Genomic DNA, 20896 nt, shown 5'->3' on the forward strand with positions numbered 1-20896 from the left:
AAAAAGCTAAACAACTAAATAGTTCCAAGATAAGTAATTTTTAGTCCTTCTATCTTATCTAGCTTTTTTATAACCATATTTAGGTTCGCTTTTCTAACTTCAAAGGTTAAAGAACAGTAAGTGTCGAAATTTTGTTTAATGATGTTCAATTGTTCCTCCTTCATGGTACGCATGATATCGTTCATCATTAAATAGTCAAACTCAAGCTCGTAAACATCATTTACAGTTTTGGTGATGATTTCGGCCGCATTCAAGGCTTCTACCGTGGCGCTTTTGTAAGCGTTAATCAACCCAGGAACGCCCAATAACGTACCGCCAAAATACCGTACCACAACCACTAAAATATTAGTTACATCGGCAGAAAGTAAGGAGTTTAGAATAGGACGCCCAGCCGTACCCGAGGGCTCTCCATCGTCGTTCAGTTTAAAAATATTCCTGTCGGGACTAAGCCTTAAGGCCCAGCAAAAATGCCTTGCCTTTGGGTGCTCCGTCCTTAATTTGGCCACGAGCTCTTTCACTTCTGTTTCTAATTTAATGGGGTAGGCGTAAGCGATAAATTTGCTGCCTTTATCCCTAAAAATACCTTCACTGGCATGGGCAATGGTTTGATAGGTATCGTTAAACAGCATATACTTTTGATAATGTGATTAATATGATAGAAACAAGCGCTAGCAATAGACCAATATAGTTCCATTTGCTTAGCCTTTCCCTAAAAACAAAAATGCCAATTAAACTGCCGGCAATAATTACACCCATATTCATGGCCGCAAATACCGTAGATGGGTTTTCTGACATTTCTCGGTGCGCATTCAGGTAAAATAGGATATTGCCAAAATTGAAAATACCCAAGATGCAGCCACAAAAGAAGTTGACCAATTGCAGTTTTGTTTTTTTGCTGATTACCAAATAAATTAAGTAGATCAGGGAAATCAGAAAGGCAATGCAATAGATGATAAATAGGGAAGTGGTGTACGGAACTGCCGTATTTTGACTGACCATTTTGAAAAGTACATCGACCACTCCAAAACCTAGGAATACCAGTAACAGGTAAAGCCAACTCTTTTTGGACGAAATCCTATCGCTTTTGCGGTACATGGTAAATATAATGGCGGCAAAGCCAAATACGACCCCAACTTCCTTGTAACGGTCAAAATGCTCATTGAAAAGATAGTAAGCCGCACTTAAAGAGATGAATAGCGATAAACGTTGGGCAATATCTGTTCTGGCCAAGCCCGCATTGCGTACGGATAAACCTAGAAAAACGAAAATACAGGGCAATAAGAAACCTAATGCCCAATATGCTTTGGGAAAGCTGTTTAGGTCAATTTGGTTAAAGTCTGGCTTAAAGCAAATCAAGCTTAAAAGGATGGCAAAAAAATAGTTCCAAGTAATGGCCTGTGTAAGGTTGATCTGATAACGTCTAGCTAGTTTGAATAAGACGCCAACGGTTACGCTACAAAGGATACTTAGGAATAGGTAGGTCATGCTTTATTTGGTTTATATATTTTTAGTTCGTCGTTGCCAATGGTCGTTTGTTCAATCACTGTACCGTTAAGCTTTGGTGCTTTTATGCCTTTGTCCCATGTAGCTTTACTGGTAAATATACGAGCTTCGTCCCATAAATTGGAAACGATAAATTGCTGCAATATATTGGCACCACCTTCGATAATAACAGATTGGATGTCCATTAAATATAGCTGATAGGCAATTTTCTGGGGTAAATAAAAGTGCATATCCTCCATTTGCACAAAATGGATATTATTGATTACCTCTGTTTTAATCTCGTTAAAGATGATGGTTTTGGCGGCATCATTAAAAATATGGAAATCGTTCGGGATGTCTAAGTTCTTATCTATCACAATACGGATAGGATTTCTGCCTTTCACTTCTCTGGTGTTCAGTTGCGGATTATCGGCCAGTACCGTGTTTTTGCCTACTAAAATAGCATCTTCTTGGCTACGCCATAAGTGGCTTAGTATTTTAGCTTCTGGACCCGAAATCCATTGTTGTGAGGCATTTTCCGGTGCAAAGTAACCATCGCCCGTTTGCGCCCATTTAAGGATGAAATAAGGCCGTTGTGCTTTGATACGGGTAAAGAAACGTCTATTGATGAACTCGCATTGCGCTTTGAGCACGTCCGTAATCACTTCTATACCTGCATCCCTCAATTTGGCAATGCCTCTTCCGTTGACACTTGCAAAGGGGTCTGTATTGCCTACCACCACTTTTTTTAATTGATGTCTGATCAGTAAATCAGCACAGGGTGGGGTTTTTCCAAAATGCGAACAAGGTTCTAAGGTAACGTAGGCCGTAGCCTGTTTTAAAAGATTTGGGGCATCATCACCATGCTTGGCAAATACATCATGGATGGCATTTACTTCTGCGTGGGCTTCACCTAGCTTTTGATGGTAGCCTTCGCCAATAATCTTGTCTTCATGAACAATTACGCAACCTACCATCGGATTTGGACTTACATTGCCCATTCCCATTACGGCCAACTCTAGGCATCGCTGCATATAAAATTCATGATTCATCGCAACAAAAATAAACTTATTTTGCAATAGACCTGTTCGAAATAAAACTACTTTTGCAGCATGAACCTAGCTGAGCTTTCTGGAACCTTTCAAAAAGAACTAAAAAATCTGTACGACAAAGAAGAGATTCATTCACTATTTCTTTTAGTGGTCAATCACTTATTGGGATATAGTAAAGGTAGGTATATTACAGAAAAACAGACGCCACTTGAGGAAGATGTTTACTTGAAGTTTGAAGAGATATTGTTATTGTTAAATGATGGAAAACCAGTGCAATATGTGATTGGTAAAACAGCGTTTTACGGGCTTCCGTTTAAAGTAAATCCAGCGGTACTTATCCCTCGGCCAGAAACCGAAGAGTTGGTTGATTGGATCCTGAATGATGATGAGATAGACAAGAAACCTGTAAAGGTAATTGATATTGGTACGGGAAGTGGATGTATTGCCATTTCTTTAAAAAAGAATCTTCTGCATGCCGACGTGTATGCCATAGATATTTCAAGAGAAGCCTTGGCAACCGCTAAGGGTAATGCTTTATTGAACGAGGTAGAGGTGGGATTTATCCACGACGATATTCTAGGGCCATTACAAGAAGATTATTTGAAGTATGATGTAATTGTGAGCAACCCTCCATATATCACTGAAAATGAAAAGCGGGAAATGCACCAAAATGTGCTTGCCCATGAGCCTCACACTGCCCTTTTTGTAAGCAATGAAAGGCCTTTGGTTTTTTATGAGGCCATCGCTGATTTTGCGAAACGACATTTAAACGAACATGGTATCTTGTTCTTCGAAATCAACGAATATTTAGGTAAGCAAACAGTTGAAATGTTGATGGCTAAAGGCTTTATGGATATTGTGTTACGAAAAGACATGCAGGGCAAGGATAGGATGATAAAAGCCATTTTGTAATCTTGTAGAGGCTTTTTTTTCAGAAAGTTCTCTCGCTTTATATCCGTGTTAAAACTTTTTTGGCTCAACTATTGTTGGTGTTTATGTTTATTATTCATTTAAACTAAATACTATGAACACGTTCAAAACAACATCATTGATCATAGGTGTTGCATTACTTTCGGCTTGTGGTGTAAGCAAAAAGAAATATGCTGAGCTACAGGGCAATTTTAATCAGGTGCAACAACAGTACAATGATCTTAATAAGAAACTGGTGGGTACTGAATCGGAGCTTTCCAATGCCAAAACAAGGATATCGAGCTTAGATGAGGCTATCGCACGTGAACGGGCTAATGCGAAAGAGCTACAGGAAGCACTTAACAAATGTTTGAGTGCTAGTAATCAGGGTAGTGTTAATATCTCTAAGTTGGTTGACGAGATCAACAGTTCAAATAAATACATTAAAGAACTTATTGCAGCCAAAAACAAAAGCGATTCGCTTAACATGGCCCTTACCAATAAGCTGACCCGTTCGTTGAGCAGAGAAGAAATGGGCGATGTAGATGTGCAGGTGCTAAAGGGAGTGGTGTATATTTCTTTATCGGATAATATGCTATACAAATCTGGCAGCTACGAAATTTCTGACAAAGCAGGCGCTACCTTAGGCAAGATTGCTAAAATTATTACCGACTTTAAGGATTATGAAGTATTGGTAGAAGGTAATACCGATAATGTGCCAATTAAAATGGTCAATATTAGAAACAACTGGGACTTAAGTGCCTTGAGAGCTTCGTCGGTGGTGCAAAGCTTGCAGAACAATTATGGTGTTGATCCTAAGCGTTTAACTGCTGGTGGTAGGGGCGAGTACAACCCAATTGCTGGAAATGACACTGTATCTGGTAAAGCTAGAAACAGACGTACACAAATCATTATTACGCCTAAGTTAGATCAGTTTATGGACTTGATTGATAAGACAGCCGAGAAGCCAGGTAACTAGGTTGATTAGCTAAGATTTAAACCCCATAGGTATAAAGCAGTAGCCGATATATTTATGGGGTTTTATTATGCCCTGGGGTGAAATTCGGTAATTACCGTTTTCAGGTAGTCTCTATCCAAATGGGTGTAGATTTCGGTAGTGGTAATGCTGGCATGGCCTAACATTTCCTGAATGGCTCTCAAATCGGCACCACCCTCAATTAAATGGGTAGCAAATGAATGCCTTAAAGTGTGAGGGCTTATATTTTTGTGAATGCCAGCAAGTACCGCTAACGATTTAATGAGATTGAAGATGGAGATGCGTGAAAGTTTAGCGCCAAATCTGTTCAGAAAAATATAATCCTCATTTCCTTTTTTAATGCTTTGGTGAACTCTAACCTCGTTCAGGTATATGTTGATGAACTTTAATGCGTTAGCACCTATTGGTACAATGCGCTCTTTATTTCCCTTTCCCACAACTTTGATAAACTCGGTCTCTTCAAATATGTTAGAGATTTTTAATTCTGTTAACTCACTAACCCTCAATCCACAACTATATAATACTTCTATAATTGCTTTATTTCTCATGCCTTCAGGTTTTGAGGCGTCGATGGCAGCAATTAATTGATCAATTTCATGTATGTTCAACGTATCGGGAAGCTTTCTGGATATCTTTGGTGTTTCCAGTAAAGCGGAAGGATCGTTTTCAATCAGTGCTTCTTCCATCAGATACATAAAGAACGACTTGATGCCAGAAATTACCCTGGCTTGGGTGCTGGCTTGTGCACCAAGTTCATTTAGCCAAATGGTAAAGTCACGCAGATCTTTAAGGGAAATAGTTTTAAGCACTGCTTCTGGTTTAGCTTGTTCTAGATATTGGAAAAGCTTAGTGACATCATTAAGGTAGGCATTGATAGAGTTTTCAGATAACGAACGCTCTAACTTTAAGTAAGCGGAAAATCCTTTTAAATAAGATTGGACATTCATTATTTGAAACTTTTTTATAACATTGCGTAAGGCAAATACAAGGCAAAAATACATTTGCTTTTTCATATACCGATACTTTAAAATACCAATAGATGAAGATACAGATCATTAACGGCCCAAACTTGAACTTACTTGGCTTACGCGAACCTAGTATTTACGGTTCAGAAAGTATAGATAGCTTTATTGAGCAGCTTAAAACGCAATATAGCATTATTGAGATAGATTATTATCAAAGCAACGTAGAAGGAGAGCTGATCAACAAGCTACACGAAGTAGGCTTTAATTATGACGGTATTATTTTGAATGCTGGTGGTTACACTCATACTTCAGTTGCTATTGCCGATGCTATTGCTGCCATCAAAACGCCAGTGGTTGAAGTGCATGTGTCCAATATTTACGCTAGAGAGGAGTATAGGCACGTGTCGTTGACTGGAAAGAACTGCAAGGGGGTGCTTACAGGCTTTGGTTTGAATGGTTATCGTTTGGCTTTGGAAAGTTTTTTAAAATAGACGTTTAAGGGTGAAAAAATAAACACCTAAGACACCTTAGTTCATCTAAGCGTATTCCAAAACTAAAATGCTCTTAAATGTCTAAGGTGGTAAAAAGAATAAAAGAACCATCTAATATACCTTAGTTCATCTAAGCGCATGTCCAAAATCTAAAATGTTCTTAGATGTCTAAGGTGGTTAAAAAAAGTAAAAATAAACCATCTGAGATACCTTAGTTCATCCAAGTATATTCCAAAACTAAAATGTTCTTAAATGTCTAGGGTGGTTAAAAAAATAAAAGAACCATTTAAGACACCTTGGTTCATCTAAGTATATTCCAAAACTAAAATGTTCTTAAATGTCTAAGGTGGTGAAAAGAATAAAAGAACCATCTAAGATGCCTTAGTTCATCTAAGTATATTCCAAAACTAAAATGCTCTTAAATGTCTAGGGTGGTTAAAAAAATAAAAGAACCATTTAAGACACCTTAGTTCATCTAAGTATATTCCAAAACTAAAATGTTCTTAAATGTCTAAGGTGGTGAAAAGAATAAAAGAACCATCTAGGGGGTGGTTGAAAAACTAAAACGAAATATCGCTAAACTTCCCGATTTTCTTCACAAAGTATCTCCAAACAATGCTTCCTTTTAATACACCTTGATGTTGGTGCAATGAAATTTGTTGTTTACCTCGTTTTTCTGCAGTCCTGAAAAATTGTCTGAAGAACTGAAAATGTGCTTTATTGATGGAAAACGCAAAAGCGAACTGTCCCTTTAAAGCAAACTGGAACCAAGCTGCTAAATCTAACCACAAGCGAACAAAAATTTTGTACATAGCCTCTCCAAAGGGAAGGTTTTTTTGCATGATGATCAGGTTGTTTCTAAAATTGAGATAGTTTTTGAAAGGACTACTAGCATTTAAGGTGCCCCCACCAACATGGTAAACCTCTGTTGCAGTACAGCAAACCACTTCGTAGCCTTTGTTTTTTAAACGCCAGCACAAATCAATTTCTTCCATATGGGCAAACAGGTCGCCATCTAAACCGCCTACTTCTTTCCATGCTTTACTTTTAATGAAAAATGCCGCTCCAGAAGCCCAAAATATAGGTAAATTGCTGTCATACTGACCATGATCTTCTTCTAGGCGGTCGAAAATACGGCCACGGCAAAAAGTAAAGCCATAACTGTCCATAAAACCACCAGCCGCCCCGGCATACTCAAACGACTGTTTATGTTGTTGCCATTTGATCTTAGGTTGCGCAGCAGCTATTTTTTCATCGCTTTGCATCAAATCAATGACGGGCTTAATCCAATTTTCAGGCACTTCTACATCCGAATTGAGTAGTACAAAATAGTCGGCATTGACTTTAGTAAGCGCTCTGTTGTAACCTTCGGCAAAGCCGTAGTTTTCATCGTTAACAATTACCTTAACGTTAGGATAGTTGGAGGCTAGAAAAGAAATAGAATCATCGGTCGAAGCATTGTCGGCCACTATGATTTGCAAATTATTGTAGCTGCTTTGGGTAACGCTTGGTAAAAATCTTTCTAAAAAAGATTTTCCATTCCAGTTTAATATAACAACAGCTACGCTAGGTTCCATTTATGAGTATTTTGTGTTTTAAGTATCAAATTTGTTTAGCCATTACTTTTCCATCGATTATGGCTCCATAACCAGTATTCAGGTGCTTTTTGAATCGATTCGGTTAGGTTTTTGAAAAACAGTTCCGTAATCTCGTTATTTTCAGTTGCCTTCGGATTTAAGCAGAGTGGTACACATTCAATTTCGTAATATCCTCTTTTTACTCTTCTAATGTCGAAATAAAAAACAGGTCGATTAGTTTGCTTAGCAATTTTTTCCAGTCCTAAAAGTACTGCTGTAGGCTGGTGCATAAAATGAATGATATGCTGAACGTCAATCACCATCGGACTTTGGTCGCTAGCAAAACAAAATAGGGTAGTTTTATGCTTAGTGGCTACTACTTCCCTCAGAGTTTGTTTCATCGGGATGAAAACATTGCCGAATTTGGTCCTTAAGGCATTGAACCATACTTCGAAAACTTTATTGTTAATGGGTTTGTAAATTACATGTGGTGTAGCTGTGAACTTTAATCCTGCGGCAAGCATTGCAAGTTCCCAATTACCATAGTGTCCAGAACAGGCCAGTGCACTTTCCCCTTTTTGGAAATAAGCTTCTACCTGTTCAAAGTTCCTCATTTTTACACGTTTTAAAACTTCAGCTTTGCTGATGGAACTTATTTTAACGATTTCTACCATCAAATCGGTGAGGTACCGATAAAAACGTTTTTCTATGGCGATAATTTCTGGAAGTTCTTTTTCGGGGAAGGAGTTGGTGAGGTTTTTACGGACCACTTCCCTGCGATATCTTAAAAGGTAGTAAATGAAATAGTATAAAATGCTGGATATGCCAAATAAGAACCATAGCGGTAGAAACGAAAAGAGGTGCAAAAAAAATATCCCTATGCGCAAAAAACCTTTTTTAATCATTAATTTGGCCACTTGAATTGCAAACTTAAAGTATCAAATGCAAAATCTAGCTATATTTCCAGTATTTTATCTCCCACCAGTTAGTTATTTCTCACTTTTAAAAGAAAATAATTTAGCATTTGTTTTAGAAAAATTTGAACATTTTCCAAAACAGACTTACAGAAACAGAGCTTCCATTGCCTCACCAAATGGGATGTTGGATTTGGCTATACCGGTAATGAAAGGGTCTAAGGTTCGTACCGTTTATAAAGATGTTAAAATTAGTGATGAAACCAGATGGCAACGCTTGCATTGGCTGAGCCTTCAAAACTGCTATAGGAGTTCGGCCTATTTTGAGTTTTACGAAGATGGTTTGGCTCCTTTTTATGAGAAGAAATACAATTTTCTTTTAGATTATAACATAGCACTCTTTTCTTGGCTGCTTAAACAGCTCAAAATGCCTGCTGATTTAAACTTTACAGAAAGTTATGAGCTCGAGGTGCCAACAGACTACCGCAGTACTATGGGCAAAAAAGAAGTGCCGAAAATACAAACAAAGCCGTATTTTCAGGTGTTTAGCGACAGGAATGAGTTTATTCCTAACTTGAGCATTGTTGATTTGCTATTTAACCAAGGCCCGCAAGCCAAAAACTATTTTTAATTGAAACCTCATGGCAAAACCGATACGTTTTAAGCAGAAAAAAAAGCATTATGCACTGCCTGAACCGGGTACAACGCCAGGTTTTATATACATCGACGCTAATTCTTTAAAGCCAAAGATCAATCTCTATAGTTTCAATGCTGATGATTTTGATGTGGTTGAACTTGCCAATCTCAAAAACATTTCAGAAAAAACTTCCAATAAGGGTACTTTTTATTGGGTAGACATTAGAGGCCTTAATTCGGCAGAGCTGTTTAATGTTTTTAGCGATGAGCTGAAAATCCATAAACTGGTTTTGGAGGACATTACCCGTACCTATCATCGTCCCAAATTTGAGGAGTACGAAGGGTACAATTTTGCAATCAGTAGGATGTTGGCAATCTCTCCGGAGGGAGGTTTGGAAAATGAACAGGTTTCTTTTATTCAAACGAAAAACGTACTGTATACTTTTCAGGAGAATTACGAAGACTGCTTGGATGCCGTTAGAAAGCGCTTAAAAGACGGTAAAGGTAACATACGCATTAGTGGTACAGGTTATTTGATGTACGCACTCATGGATATGATTGTGGACTCGTACTTTTCTATTTTGAGCAAATGGAACGAGGATATGGAGACCATAGAGGACAAATTGCTAGACCGTCCGGATCGCTCAGTGATGTATGAAACACAATTGGTGAAGCGTAACCTTATATCTTTAAGACGTGTAATCTGGCCTGAACGTGATAAAATGAATGATATTTTACGTACGGAGAGCGAACTGATCAGTGACCAAACTAAAATGTTCATTAAGGATGCATATGATCATTGTGTACAGTTGATGGATATGCTGGAAAGCATGAAGGAAATAGCTTCTACCAATATCGACATGTATCTTTCCATCATCAGCAATAGAATGAATGAGATCATGAAAGTGCTTACCATCATTTCGTCGGTTTTTATTCCCTTAACCTTTATTGCTGGTATTTACGGAATGAACTTTGCCAAACAAGATCCCGTTACGGGAAAAATTATGCCAGGTAACATGCCAGAACTTTATGAGGAGAATGGCTATAAATATACAATGTTGGTGATGGGACTCATTGCCGTAGTTCAAATTATCTTCTTTTGGCGTAAGGGCTGGTTTAAATAGTGATTAGTTGCTAGTGGTTAGGGGTTGGTGGTTAGTTGTTCACTGGTTCAATAGTGATTTAGGCATCCCGTTCCTATAGCGTCATTTCGAACGAATTTTTCACGAGGAGAAATCTAAGAGTTATTTGGGAGATTATAAGTAAGGAGTTAGATGTCTCCCTGCTGCGCTGTGTTCGATATGATGGCGGAGTATTTATAGGCATTGATTCATTAATCATCTCCCGCTGATAACCTTGATTTTTCCGGAGATTGGTCATTGCTCATTGAATATTGTTTATTGGTTATTCTTTTATTGAACATTAATCATTGACGATCTCTTCCTTGTTTTTTTCCTGTCAATGCTGTAGTTTCACTTTATCAAACTAAACTGATCAATGAACCAAGCAAATAAAAGCAAGAACGTTGCTTTAATTATCCTAGTGGCCTCTCTGGGCTACTTTGTAGATATCTACGATTTAATTTTATTCTCGGTAGTACGTGTTAAAAGTTTAAAAGATTTAGGCGTTGCCGATGGCGATATGTTGAGTGTGGGCGCTACCATTATCAATAGTCAAATGTTCGGGATGTTGGTTGGCGGTATTATTTGGGGCGTTCTTGGCGATAAACGAGGTCGTTTGAGCGTGCTTTTTGGTTCTATCATTACTTATTCACTAGCCAATATTGCCAACGGTTTTGTGACTACCGTAAGTGCCTATACTATTGTTCGTTTTATTGCAGGTGTTGGCCTAGCTGGAGAATTGGGAGCGGGAATTACCTTAGTGGCCGAAACCATGAGCAAGAAAAATAGGGGCTATGGAACTATGATTGTGGCTTGTGTAGGCTTAATGGGGGCAGTGATGGCCGCTTTGATTAGCGACCATTATACTTGGCAAACCAGTTATTTTATTGGCGGTGGTATGGGCCTATTGTTGCTCACACTTCGCATTGGTTTGGTCGAATCGGGAATGTTTAAGGAAACTACCGAGCGGGGCGAGGTACAGCGAGGGAATTTTTTCATGCTTTTTAACGATTGGGCCAGGTTTAAGAAATATTTATGCTGTATTTTAATAGGCTTACCGCTATGGTATGTGGTGGGGGTACTGGTTACGTTTTCTCCCGAGTTTGGTAAAGCATTGAACGCCACGGGCGTTTTAAATGCAGGCAAGGGCATCATGTATTGTTATATCGGCATATCTGTTGGCGATGTGGTAGCGGGCTTCCTGTCCCAAGTGCTTAAATCGCGAAAACAGGTTATGTTTATCTTTTTGGTTTTAACGGCCATAGCCGTCGCTGTATATCTTTATTCTTTCGGAATAACACCAGAGCGATTTATCCTGTTGAGCCTTCTGCTTGGTTTTGCTTCGGGCTACTGGGCAACCTTTGTAACCATTGCTGCCGAGCAGTTTGGTACTAACTTAAGAGCTACGGTAACGACCACGGTACCTAACTTTATCAGGGGTTCGTTGATTGCAATTACAACAGGTTTTCAGTTTTTTAAAGATAAGTTGGGCATTTTGCAGGGAGCAATGGTAGTAGGAGCCATTTGTATTATCATTTCAATGATTGCCCTAAGCCAGCTAAAAGAAACTTTCAGTAAGGATCTGGATTATGTAGAGCATTAGTTAAGTTGATGGTGGGTTAATGTGATGATTCGATGATGGGCTGATTTTGTATTGCCCGCTGTTTTGTCATCCAGAGCGTAACTTGTACCGATTTATCGGTAGCGAAGGATCTTTATGGCGATGTGTCGAAGGAGATTTCTCCTAGCGTCGAAATGACAAGGAAATGGGCTATGACCCACAACCTGCAATTAAAAATGTCAATCTAATGTACTATATCACATTTGGTTTCAGATAGCGTTACAATAAGCCTAAATTTGAGTATACAATGGAGATCGTTATGTTTAAGGATAAGGTGGCGGAAGCTTATAAGCAGATACAGGATAGTATTTGTAAGGGTTTAGAGATTGCAGATGGTGAGGCGCAATTTGAAGAAGAGTTATGGCAACGTGAAGGTGGCGGCGGTGGCCGCACTAGAGTGATGCAGCATGGTAAGGTAATTGAAAAGGGAGGCGTTAATTTTTCTGCCGTATATGGTAAATTGCCCGAAGTTGTGCAGAAATCTTTTAAGGTAGAGAACGATGAATTTTTCGCAACGGGAGTTTCTATCGTTATCCATCCAGAAAACCCGTTTGTCCCCATTATCCATATGAACATCCGTTATTTTGAAATGGATGAGCAAACCCGTTGGTTTGGTGGCGGTATTGACCTAACTCCGCACTATGTCATCCCTACAGATGTAAGGTTTTTTCATTATCATTTAAAACAGGTATGCGACCAGTTTAAGGCCGATTTTTACCCGCGTTTTAAAAAACTGGCAGATGATTATTTCTTTATCAAGCATCGCGATGAAACCCGTGGCGTAGGTGGTATTTTTTACGACAGATTAAAGCCTGAAAACACAGAACTAAGCTATGACCAATTGCTTGATTTTTCATTGGCAGTGGGTAATGCCTTTGTTCCAGTTTATAGTGAGTTGGTAGAGCGAAACAAGGATAAGGAGTACGATGAATTTAATAAGGAATGGCAGTATTTGCGTCGCAGTAGGTATGCCGAATTTAATTTAGTTTACGACTCGGGCACCAAGTTTGGCTTAGAAACTAATGGTCGTATCGAAAGTATTTTGATGAGCTTGCCACCCACTGCAAAGTGGAAGTATAATGCACAGCCGTTGCCTAATACAGAAGAGGAAAATACCATTAACCTCTTGAAGAAGGGGATTAATTGGGTTTAACGTAATTTCGACCAAAGGGAGGAATCTCTAGCAAGAGGTTAACTTGTTGTTAGATTTTACTTCGTAGAGCTTCGGTTCTCCTCGTTCCTCGTCGAAATGACGGTTTATTTCTCTTTTTGAGATGAAGGCTATGGCTGATTTGCATTAGCCAATCACTACCGTCATTTCGAGCGAAGAGAAACGTAGCCGAGAAATCTTTGAATTAAGTAATCTTTACTTGGTGTTGTCATCAGCCATTAATGAGGGTTTCGACAGTTAACAATTTACATTGAGCTAGATTTCTCCCTTTGGTCGAAATGACGAAGTGTAATAAAATCCGAAAAATAAAGAAGCCCGAGATTAACTCTCAGGCTTCTTTATTTTTATTCAAATATACTATTTCCCCCCTGGGGCACAGTTCTCTTTAAGGAATTTAGTAAAAGTTAAGGCCAAATGGTCGCTAGTACCTTCGCCTTCGCTAATGCTATGGGTACGGTTAGGATAGCTCATCATTTGGAAGTTTTTACGATACTTTACTAATTCGTTGATCAACATTTCCGCATTCTGGTAGTGCACATTATCATCGCCAGTACCATGGATCAATAACAAATTACCTTTCAGATTTTTGGCATGTGTTACCGGCGAACCTGCAACATAAGCATCGGTAGTTGGAAAAGGAGTGCCCATGTATCTTTCTTGGTAAATATTATCATAGGTAAGTTGATTGGCTACCGGCGCTATCGAAATACCTGTTTTGTAAATCTCTGGGTATTGGAACAACAAGTTTAAGGTAGAAGAACCACCACCGCTCCATCCCCATACAGCAACCCTATCTTTATCCATAAATGCGTTCGCTGCTAATAGTTTTTTTGCCGCCATGGCTTGATCGCGGATGTTAATTTGACCAATGTTTTTATAAATGGCTTTTCTCCAAGCTTTGCCCTTGGGCACTGGTGCACCACGGTTGTCCATGGAAACGTAGATGTAACCATCTTTAGCCATGTCGCCTACATAAAGTCTGTTGCTTCCTGCACTGTAAACATCTAGGGCCGTTGCCGAAGCAGGTTCGCCATATACATAAAATACCACTGGATATTTCTTGGTTCTATCAAAGTTATCCGGTTTTTTCATCCAGCCATCAAGCTCTATGCCATCTTCGGTAGTGATTTTAAAGAACTCTACTTTGTTTTTTGCGGCCGATTGGTTGCCCATTTGGCTGGTAATGCTGCCCTGCATGGTCAACGGGTTGTTGGTTTTAAAGTTCATCCACTCGCTTACAGGCCTTACCGTTGAGCTTTGGTAGCTGTGTAGAGCAAAAGCACCGGTCGGAGAAATGGTATAGTTGTGCGTACCAGGTAAAACTGAAGGCGTAACCATTTCTAATTTTCCTTTGCCATCTAACTTAGTTTTGTAAAGGTACTTTTGGGTGGCATTGTTTGGCGAAGCACTGAAATATACCAGTCCGTTAGCTTCGTCAATTAAATTTACCGCCATTACATCGTAGTTGCCATTGGTGATCAATGTTGCTTTCTTGTTCTCAATGTTAATGCGGTATAAGTGCGCCCAACCATCTTTTTCTGTTTTTAATATAAACTCTTTGTTGCTGTTGATCCAATCAAAACTGTCAACCGCGTCAATCCAAGCCTTGTCAGCTTCTTTGTACACTTCAGTTAGCTTTTGCGTAGCCGCATTTGCCAAATAAATGGTGCTTATATTCTGCTCGCGATTAAGCTGTTGCAAAATGATGTTGTTCGAGTTAGGTACCCAATCCATTCGAGGAATATAGTTCTGTATTTCGCTACCTGGAACGGCTAGCCATTTGGTTTGCGCCGTAGAAATGTCAACAATACCCACTTTGCAGGCTGATGGATCTTGTCCAACCTTAGGATATTCTACCGGAACATTATAAGAATAGATAGAATCTGTGTTGTTGATCATTAAGAAATTACGGATTTTTCGGGCGTCTATTTGCCAGTAGGCGATAGATTTTCCATCAGGGCTCCAACGGAAACCATCTCTACAGTCAAACTCCTCTTCGTAGGCCCAATCGAAAGTACCGTTGATTAATCTGGTCGTTCCATCGGTAGTTAAAGCCTTATTGGTACCTGTAGCTAGGTCTTCCACATAAATATTGTGTCCGCTTACATAAGCCACTTTGCTGCCATCAGGCGAAAACTTGGCAAACATTAGCGACGATGCAGGTTTATCCTTGCCAATTTGGGTAAGCTTATTTTTGGTCATGTCTGCCACCCAATAATCGCCACGTGTGTCATAGCGCCAAACCTTTTTGCTATTGGTATAGATCAGGGCCTTGGTACCATCGTTACTTAATTGAAAACTTCTGATCCTAATGGCTGGCTTGCCATTGGTTTGGGCAAGCAGGTCGCTACCAATAATTACCTTACGTTCGCTTTTAGGTAGGGTTATGCTTACAATTTCTCCGCCAACGTTTTGGTAATAGCTGTTGCCATCTTTGGCCCAATTTACATTTTGGGCATTTGCAGTAGTAGTAAAACCAAGCACAATGGCTATTGCCCAAATTACTTTTTTGGTGTTCATATTTGATTATAGGTTTATAAATTGTTGGTAAACCGTTTGAAGGTAGGCTTTACCACTGTTCAATAGTTTGTTGGTTTGCTGGGCATCTTCGGGTTTGCTGTTATAAAGCACGCTTTTGCCCACGTTATCGAAGGTTACGGCATGTCCATTTTCTATAAAACCGAAGCCGTTATCCCAACTAAAATAGGCAAAGTTTCTATGGTAAGGGTTTAAAAGGTTTTTGCTCCATTTAAATTCCTTGGTATTGATGTTTAATTGGGCTAATAAGGTTGCCGAAAGGTCTTGTTGACTACCTGTTTTGTCGAAGTTTTTGCCCCTAAACTCATCCTTGATTACGTCTCCGTAAAAAATAAGCGGAATATGGTAACGTTGGGGCTCATAAATTTCATGATTGGCTTTAGGTAGCGGATGTCCATGATCGGCCACAAAAACAAAAAGAGTGTTTTTATACCAAGGTTGCTTCTTGGCTTCGCTAAGGTAACTGCCAATGCAAGAGTCGGTATAAAATGCGGTACTTTTAAATTTTTGAATGTTATCCGTATTTCCAAATTTGTATTTAACAGGCAATTCAAAGGGTTCGTGGTTGGTTAACGATAATAGGGTAGAAAAGAAAGGCTGTTTGGTGGTATTGGCATCTTTTAATTGTTTGTTAAACACCAAACCGTCGTAAGCGCCCCATTTAGAATTCATGTCCTTCTTCTCGAAGCTGTTCTTATCAATCAGCCTTTTATACTGATGTCCCAAAATGAAAGCTTTGTAATTGTCGAACTCCGATTCGCCACCGTAATAAAACGAGGTTTGGTAGCCCTGCTGATAAAGCTTTTGGCTAATGGCAGGGATTTTCTGCATCTTTTCGGGCCATTTCACAATACTGCCCACGCCCAGGGTTGGAAAACCTGTGAGCGAGCCGATCAGTCCCTTGTCTGTACGGTTGCCCGTAGCATAGATCTGGCTAAAGAAAACACCTTTCTTGGCCAGCGAATCTAAATTTGGCGTAATGCCGTCCTCATTGCCCAATGACTTGGTTAAATCGGCCGTAAAGCTTTCCAAAATAAAGATAACCACATTGGGACGGTCTGTTTTTAAAATGGATAGGGTGGTGTCCTTTGCTACCTTAAACAAGTTATCGACCTCCAAGGCTGCCTGCTTTTGGTCGCCGTAGATATAAGGGTTCTTTTTTACCTTGCTATTGGCCAAAATGCTCGACATCAAGTTCCATTCGGTATTTAAAGAGGCGTGGTTCAGGATCTGATGATTGGAGAAAAAGGCCATGCTTTGAGAGTTTGGTGCCGTTCCTGTACCTCCACGGATGAACAAAAAGTTAACACCTAAGGTTAAAACGGCAATGATAAACTTGGCCCAGATGGGTGTTTTTACAAAATTGATTTCTCTTCTGATCAGGATGAAATTAAGATATAGTCCTACACACAACAGAATAAGCAACACCGATAACGTTAGGAACATAGGAGAGGAAGCACTGGAGGCCAATGATTCGTTAGGGGTACGAATGGCAAATTCAATAGCTCTCGAATTGATCTTGCTGCCCCATTCGCGGTAAATGTTAAAGTTAATGACCGAGATAAGGCTAAATAGGACAATAAGTAGAATATTGTATATTCTAACCCAATTAAAGCCGACTTTTTTACGCTTGCTAAAATACCAGAATGTATATACCAATAGGGGGACAACAGCAATGTAGGCTGTCATGGAAAAATCTAGCCTTAAGGCGTGGTAGTAAGTGGCAAGTTTTTCGGAAAAAGGTATATTTCTTAATTTAACATGGAAGATAAACATAAAAATAAACCTGTCTATTGCGAAATAGAGCAACCAGAACAGAAAATATCTGGCAAAAAAAATCAGACTTTTAAACATGGGCAGCTAAATTACTAAAAAACCCATAATTAAAAGTCTGATTTATATCAACGTGAAAACTTCGGACTATTGTCCGCCGCCTTGCATCATCGACATTAACTGTTGCATGGTTACCACTTCGTAACCGCTAGGCACCTCTAACGAAAAAGGACCTACTTTGTCTTCGCTTACACCTTTAAGGGTAAGGTTAACTTTCATGCCGTTTTGGAAAGTGGTGTACTTTACTAAGGTTCCTTTGATGTCTTTAAATTGTGAACCAAAAAAGCCGGCTGGCAATTCTACTTCAGTAGTAGCCCATAACTCGTAGGTTTCACCTTTGTCATCCTTATAGGTGTATTTCTCGGCATTGTAGTTGCCAATTTTTTGTTTCTCGCCAGTCGCTTTAAAATCACTCAATTTTGGAGAAGCAGCTTCGGCCTGTTCAATTTCCTGTTTACTCATTTTAACGGCAAACTGTTTTTGGGCCACCGGTACGTCAATCAGCATCAAGCCAGTTTTGGCTACATAATCTTGTAGTATGCCAATGGTAGCAGGGCCTTGTTCCATGTCTAACCTAAATATATTGCCATTAAATTTAAATTTTTGATCCATACTGCCCTGAGGAGTTTCTGCCGTGTAGGTAGCAGTGCCTTGGGTGAGTTTTTTTTGGGCATTAGCTACAACCGCAGAAGCCACTAACACGGCCGCTAAAAGGCCCGTTTTTACTGATTTGAACATCATATTATTTTTATAGTTTAGTTACCAATTAATTTTTTCCTTCGCCAAAAAAGCTGCGATCCCCTTTTTGAAATCGTCGCCTTCCCTGGTTCTGGCATTCGTTTTTACCGCCTCAGTCAAACAACTATCGAGCCAAGTATTGCTGGTGTTGTTAATGAGCTGCTTTGTTAGCGCCAACGAATTGCCCGATGCACTGTTGCACAAATTTAGGGCAAAATTGTTTACCATTAGAGGCATTTCTGTTGCTTTTGTTACATAGGTGATCAAATTATAATGCAACGCTTCTTGGGCAGTAAATAGTTCGCCACTGAGCAACAGTTTCTTAGTAAGGGTTTCGCCCACCTTTTGCATCAAATAGCAACTTACAATGGCGGGTACAAAGCCCAGTTTTACTTCGGTATAGCCAAATTTGGCTTCGGGAACGGTAAAAATAATGTCGCAAATGGTAGCCAGTCCGCAACCGCCGGCAATGGCATGGCCTTCCACCTGGGCAATCACCACTTTGGGCAGGGTTCTAATGGTTTCAAAAAGTTCTTTAAGGGCGTTAGAATCTTTTATGTTCTCCTCGTACGAGAAGCCTTGGAGCTGCTGCATATAGGCTAGATCGGCACCGGCGCTAAATACTTCGCCATTTGCTTTAAGCACCACTATTTTGGCATTTTCGTCTTCTTTAGCTTTTTTAAAGGCACTTTTTAAAGCTTCGACTAATGCCGGGTTTAAAGCATTTCTTTTTTCAGGACGATTAAGAGTGATTTCGGCCACTCGATTGTTTACTTGATATAAAACCAATGAATTTTCCATAAGATTTATTTTTGGTCCAGCATTATTGCAGCGTGTTTTTTAAGCACATGTGCTGGCAAATTTAACAGATTAGCTTGATGCTCAAATTCTGAAATCATATAATCTTTATTACTGGCGTCAATAATAAGTCCTTTAAAGTTAATTTCCTCTTTTAATAGTTGAATTTTTTGCTTTGGACTATGGTGTAGCCAAATAAAATCGAAACTTGGTTTATTACTTATTTTTTGTTTATCAAAAGATTCGTCCAATAATAAAAAACGTTTTCCTTCATTGATGATTTGATTACCCTGTTTAATGAATTTTGATGCTTTAAAATTATCTTCCCACTTTACAAACTTTATAGAATTGATGTGTTTTTGTTCTAATGCAGGTTTAACAAAGAATTCAAAATTCCGATTTTCTTTAGTCAGGTCGGTAATTAATACACAGCTATTGCCTTTAATAAATGCTGCCGCGTAGTTTTTCCTAAGGCTAAAAAAAATGGTTACGGATTGTTTTGCAGCGGCAATTTTCTGAAAGCTCAATGAGCTTTGGAGGACTAGCCAAATTGAAAAGCCAACAAATAGATAGTTTTTTTTATAATTGGAAAAACCTAAGCTTAAGGTCGCAATCAATAAGAAAAGCAATAGTAATTGCCATTGATTGAGCCAGATTTCGGTAATACCGGCATAGGGTAAATTGGCAATCCACTTTAAACCACTATTGGTAAAATTGATTAGCCATTCAAAAGCTGGCGCCGCAAAATATATCCGTAATGTAAGTATGGCAATGCCGCTGTACATCAATAATGTAATGGGGATTAGGATGAATAAGTTACTCATGATAAAGTAAATGGGGAATTGATGGAAATAATAAACACTCAAGGGCAGTGTCGCTAATTGAGCAGCTAAACTCATGGCGATAGTAGACCATAGCCTATCAGCCCACTTAGGCTTGAAGTAAAGCCATTTATAAATCTTAGGTTGAAAGTAAACTAACCCAAAAACGGCTAGAAAAGACAATTGGAAACCTACATCCCAAATGAAAAATGGATTGAATGCCAAAAGGATGAAAGCTGTAAAAGCCAAAACATTGTAGCTGTTATTTCCTCTGTTAAGCTGTTTGGAAAATATGAAAACAGTAATCATAATAGCAGAACGAAGCACGGAAGGAGAAAATCCTGTGAGTAGTGCGTAATACCAAATCAGGCTGCATATGATGAAAGTTTTTAAGATTTGACCTGATTTTTTCCTATTTAAAAAAGACAAGCACCAATTCAGCATAATATAAATGATGCCTACATGCATTCCTGAAACAGAAAGAGCATGTATAGTGCCGGTTTTACTATAAGCTGCGAGAGTTTCCTTGCCTAAATCGGCACGATAACCTAATATTAAAGTAGAAGCTACGGCAAAAGCTTCATCATTATGAATCAACTTTCGGTAAACGTTAACAAGATTTTGCCTTAGAGATAAAGCATATTTCACCAAACTGTTTCCTTGGTTTTGGCCGGTTTTTACAAGTTGTTCCTGCCTGATAAAGCTTTGATGGTAAATATTTTTTGCTGCTAACCACCGTTTAAAATCAAATTCGGCTGGGTTGTAAGGAGGTTCAACAGGTAGGTAGTTTGCAGTGATGATCAGTTCATTGCCATAACCAAGTGGAATAGGTTTCAAACTATCCAATTTCAAAGCAACAAGTAATCTTCCAGTAATATCCTCAGCCTTTTTGTTTAAATAGCCTTCGCTAACTGATAGTTCAAACCTTAAAATTTGATTGCTTTCTTGGGGTTCGCTGCAGATCCAGCCTTTTAAGTGGGAATACTTGTTGTGTCCGAAATAATCTGATTTCAAGAAATCAGTACGAGCTAAGGTGAGGTAAAAACCTAAGCCGAAAAACAGTAAATAGTAAAGAATAGCTATGGTTTTTTTGAAATTCCAGCCCTTAAATTTTCGATAATAAGTATGGACGAGTGCGGCGAGGACAGTTAACGCAACTAGAATATAAAGGAGTATTCTAAATAGTTGTTGCTCTTGGAAATGGTAACCTAGTATTATTCCCAAGCCGAAAG

18 protein-coding genes are annotated in these 20896 nt (G+C 39.1%); 7 read left to right on the forward strand and 11 right to left on the reverse strand.

The annotated features are described in order from the left end of the window. Positions 1-14: 14 nt before the first annotated feature. The 3 genes from ABDV71_RS16525 to ribD are packed head-to-tail and all read right to left on the reverse strand — an operon-like array spanning position 15 to position 2534. Positions 15-629, reverse strand: coding sequence for a YigZ family protein (locus tag ABDV71_RS16525; RefSeq protein WP_343534498.1), 615 nt, complete (start codon positions 627-629; stop codon positions 15-17). After that, complete coding sequence (locus tag ABDV71_RS16530; RefSeq protein ID WP_343534499.1) at positions 619-1485, reverse strand: EamA/RhaT family transporter; 867 nt, start codon at positions 1483-1485, stop codon at positions 619-621. The genes ABDV71_RS16525 and ABDV71_RS16530 overlap by 11 nt, the downstream gene beginning before the upstream one ends. After that, the gene (ribD, locus tag ABDV71_RS16535; protein ID WP_343534500.1) at positions 1482-2534 is read right to left on the reverse strand and encodes a bifunctional diaminohydroxyphosphoribosylaminopyrimidine deaminase/5-amino-6-(5-phosphoribosylamino)uracil reductase RibD; all 1053 of its coding nucleotides are present in this window, start codon (positions 2532-2534) and stop codon (positions 1482-1484) included. Before ribD ends, ABDV71_RS16530 begins: the two co-directional genes overlap by 4 nt. A gap of 60 nt (positions 2535-2594) precedes the next feature. Here ribD and prmC point away from each other — a divergent pair, with 60 nt between their 5' ends. Together prmC and ABDV71_RS16545 are read left to right on the forward strand one after the other, a co-directional pair. After that, a complete protein-coding gene (gene prmC, locus ABDV71_RS16540; protein ID WP_343534501.1) occupies positions 2595-3446 on the forward strand; it encodes a peptide chain release factor N(5)-glutamine methyltransferase in 852 nt (283 codons plus the stop codon). Between the two features lie 112 nt (positions 3447-3558). Next, the gene (locus ABDV71_RS16545; RefSeq protein WP_343534503.1) at positions 3559-4422 is read left to right on the forward strand and encodes an OmpA family protein; all 864 of its coding nucleotides are present in this window, start codon (positions 3559-3561) and stop codon (positions 4420-4422) included. 65 nt (positions 4423-4487) lie between these two features. On the opposite strand, the gene xerD is transcribed toward ABDV71_RS16545, so the two are convergent. After that, the gene (gene xerD / locus ABDV71_RS16550; RefSeq protein ID WP_343534505.1) at positions 4488-5387 is read right to left on the reverse strand and encodes a site-specific tyrosine recombinase XerD; all 900 of its coding nucleotides are present in this window, start codon (positions 5385-5387) and stop codon (positions 4488-4490) included. Between the two features lie 92 nt (positions 5388-5479). Here xerD and aroQ point away from each other — a divergent pair, with 92 nt between their 5' ends. Beyond that, on the forward strand, positions 5480-5896 hold the full coding sequence (gene aroQ, locus ABDV71_RS16555; RefSeq protein WP_343534507.1) for a type II 3-dehydroquinate dehydratase: 417 nt from the start codon (positions 5480-5482) through the stop codon (positions 5894-5896). Positions 5897-6456: 560 nt separating this feature from the next. On the opposite strand, the gene ABDV71_RS16560 is transcribed toward aroQ, so the two are convergent. Together ABDV71_RS16560 and ABDV71_RS16565 are read right to left on the reverse strand one after the other, a co-directional pair. Beyond that, the gene (locus ABDV71_RS16560) at positions 6457-7473 is read right to left on the reverse strand and encodes a glycosyltransferase family 2 protein (RefSeq protein ID WP_343534509.1); all 1017 of its coding nucleotides are present in this window, start codon (positions 7471-7473) and stop codon (positions 6457-6459) included. 35 nt (positions 7474-7508) lie between these two features. Continuing rightward, a complete protein-coding gene (locus ABDV71_RS16565; RefSeq protein ID WP_343534511.1) occupies positions 7509-8378 on the reverse strand; it encodes a lysophospholipid acyltransferase family protein in 870 nt (289 codons plus the stop codon). 37 nt (positions 8379-8415) lie between these two features. On the opposite strand from ABDV71_RS16565, the gene ABDV71_RS16570 reads away from it, so the two are divergent. The 4 genes from ABDV71_RS16570 to hemF all read left to right on the forward strand — a co-directional run bounded on the left by ABDV71_RS16570 (position 8416) and on the right by hemF (position 12918). Next, on the forward strand, positions 8416-9018 hold the full coding sequence (locus ABDV71_RS16570; protein ID WP_343534513.1) for a WbqC family protein: 603 nt from the start codon (positions 8416-8418) through the stop codon (positions 9016-9018). A gap of 10 nt (positions 9019-9028) precedes the next feature. Beyond that, positions 9029-10147: a magnesium/cobalt transporter CorA gene (gene corA / locus ABDV71_RS16575; protein ID WP_343534515.1), complete on the forward strand. Its 1119-nt coding sequence runs from the start codon at positions 9029-9031 to the stop codon at positions 10145-10147. A gap of 373 nt (positions 10148-10520) precedes the next feature. Next, a complete protein-coding gene (locus tag ABDV71_RS16580) occupies positions 10521-11747 on the forward strand; it encodes an MFS transporter (RefSeq protein WP_343534517.1) in 1227 nt (408 codons plus the stop codon). A gap of 265 nt (positions 11748-12012) precedes the next feature. After that, positions 12013-12918, forward strand: a complete 906-nt coding sequence (gene hemF / locus ABDV71_RS16585) for an oxygen-dependent coproporphyrinogen oxidase (RefSeq protein ID WP_343534519.1) — start codon at positions 12013-12015, stop codon at positions 12916-12918. A 375-nt stretch (positions 12919-13293) separates the two neighbouring features. Here hemF and ABDV71_RS16590 read toward each other — a convergent pair whose 3' ends face one another. From ABDV71_RS16590 to ABDV71_RS16610, 5 genes are all read right to left on the reverse strand, one after another. After that, positions 13294-15456, reverse strand: coding sequence for a DPP IV N-terminal domain-containing protein (locus ABDV71_RS16590; protein WP_343534521.1), 2163 nt, complete (start codon positions 15454-15456; stop codon positions 13294-13296). A gap of 6 nt (positions 15457-15462) precedes the next feature. Further along, the gene (locus ABDV71_RS16595; RefSeq protein ID WP_343534523.1) at positions 15463-17163 is read right to left on the reverse strand and encodes an LTA synthase family protein; all 1701 of its coding nucleotides are present in this window, start codon (positions 17161-17163) and stop codon (positions 15463-15465) included. 231 nt (positions 17164-17394) lie between these two features. Beyond that, entirely contained in the window at positions 17395-18048 is a 654-nt protein-coding gene (locus ABDV71_RS16600; RefSeq protein WP_343534525.1) for a DUF4412 domain-containing protein, read from the reverse strand. An 18-nt stretch (positions 18049-18066) separates the two neighbouring features. After that, complete coding sequence (locus ABDV71_RS16605; RefSeq protein WP_343534527.1) at positions 18067-18846, reverse strand: enoyl-CoA hydratase-related protein; 780 nt, start codon at positions 18844-18846, stop codon at positions 18067-18069. A 5-nt stretch (positions 18847-18851) separates the two neighbouring features. Beyond that, a partial coding sequence (locus ABDV71_RS16610; protein WP_343534529.1) for a ComEC/Rec2 family competence protein occupies positions 18852-20896 on the reverse strand: 2045 nt, incomplete at its 5' end.

The organism is Pedobacter sp. (genome assembly GCF_039594775.1).
Lineage (GTDB): Bacteria > Bacteroidota > Bacteroidia > Sphingobacteriales > Sphingobacteriaceae > Pedobacter.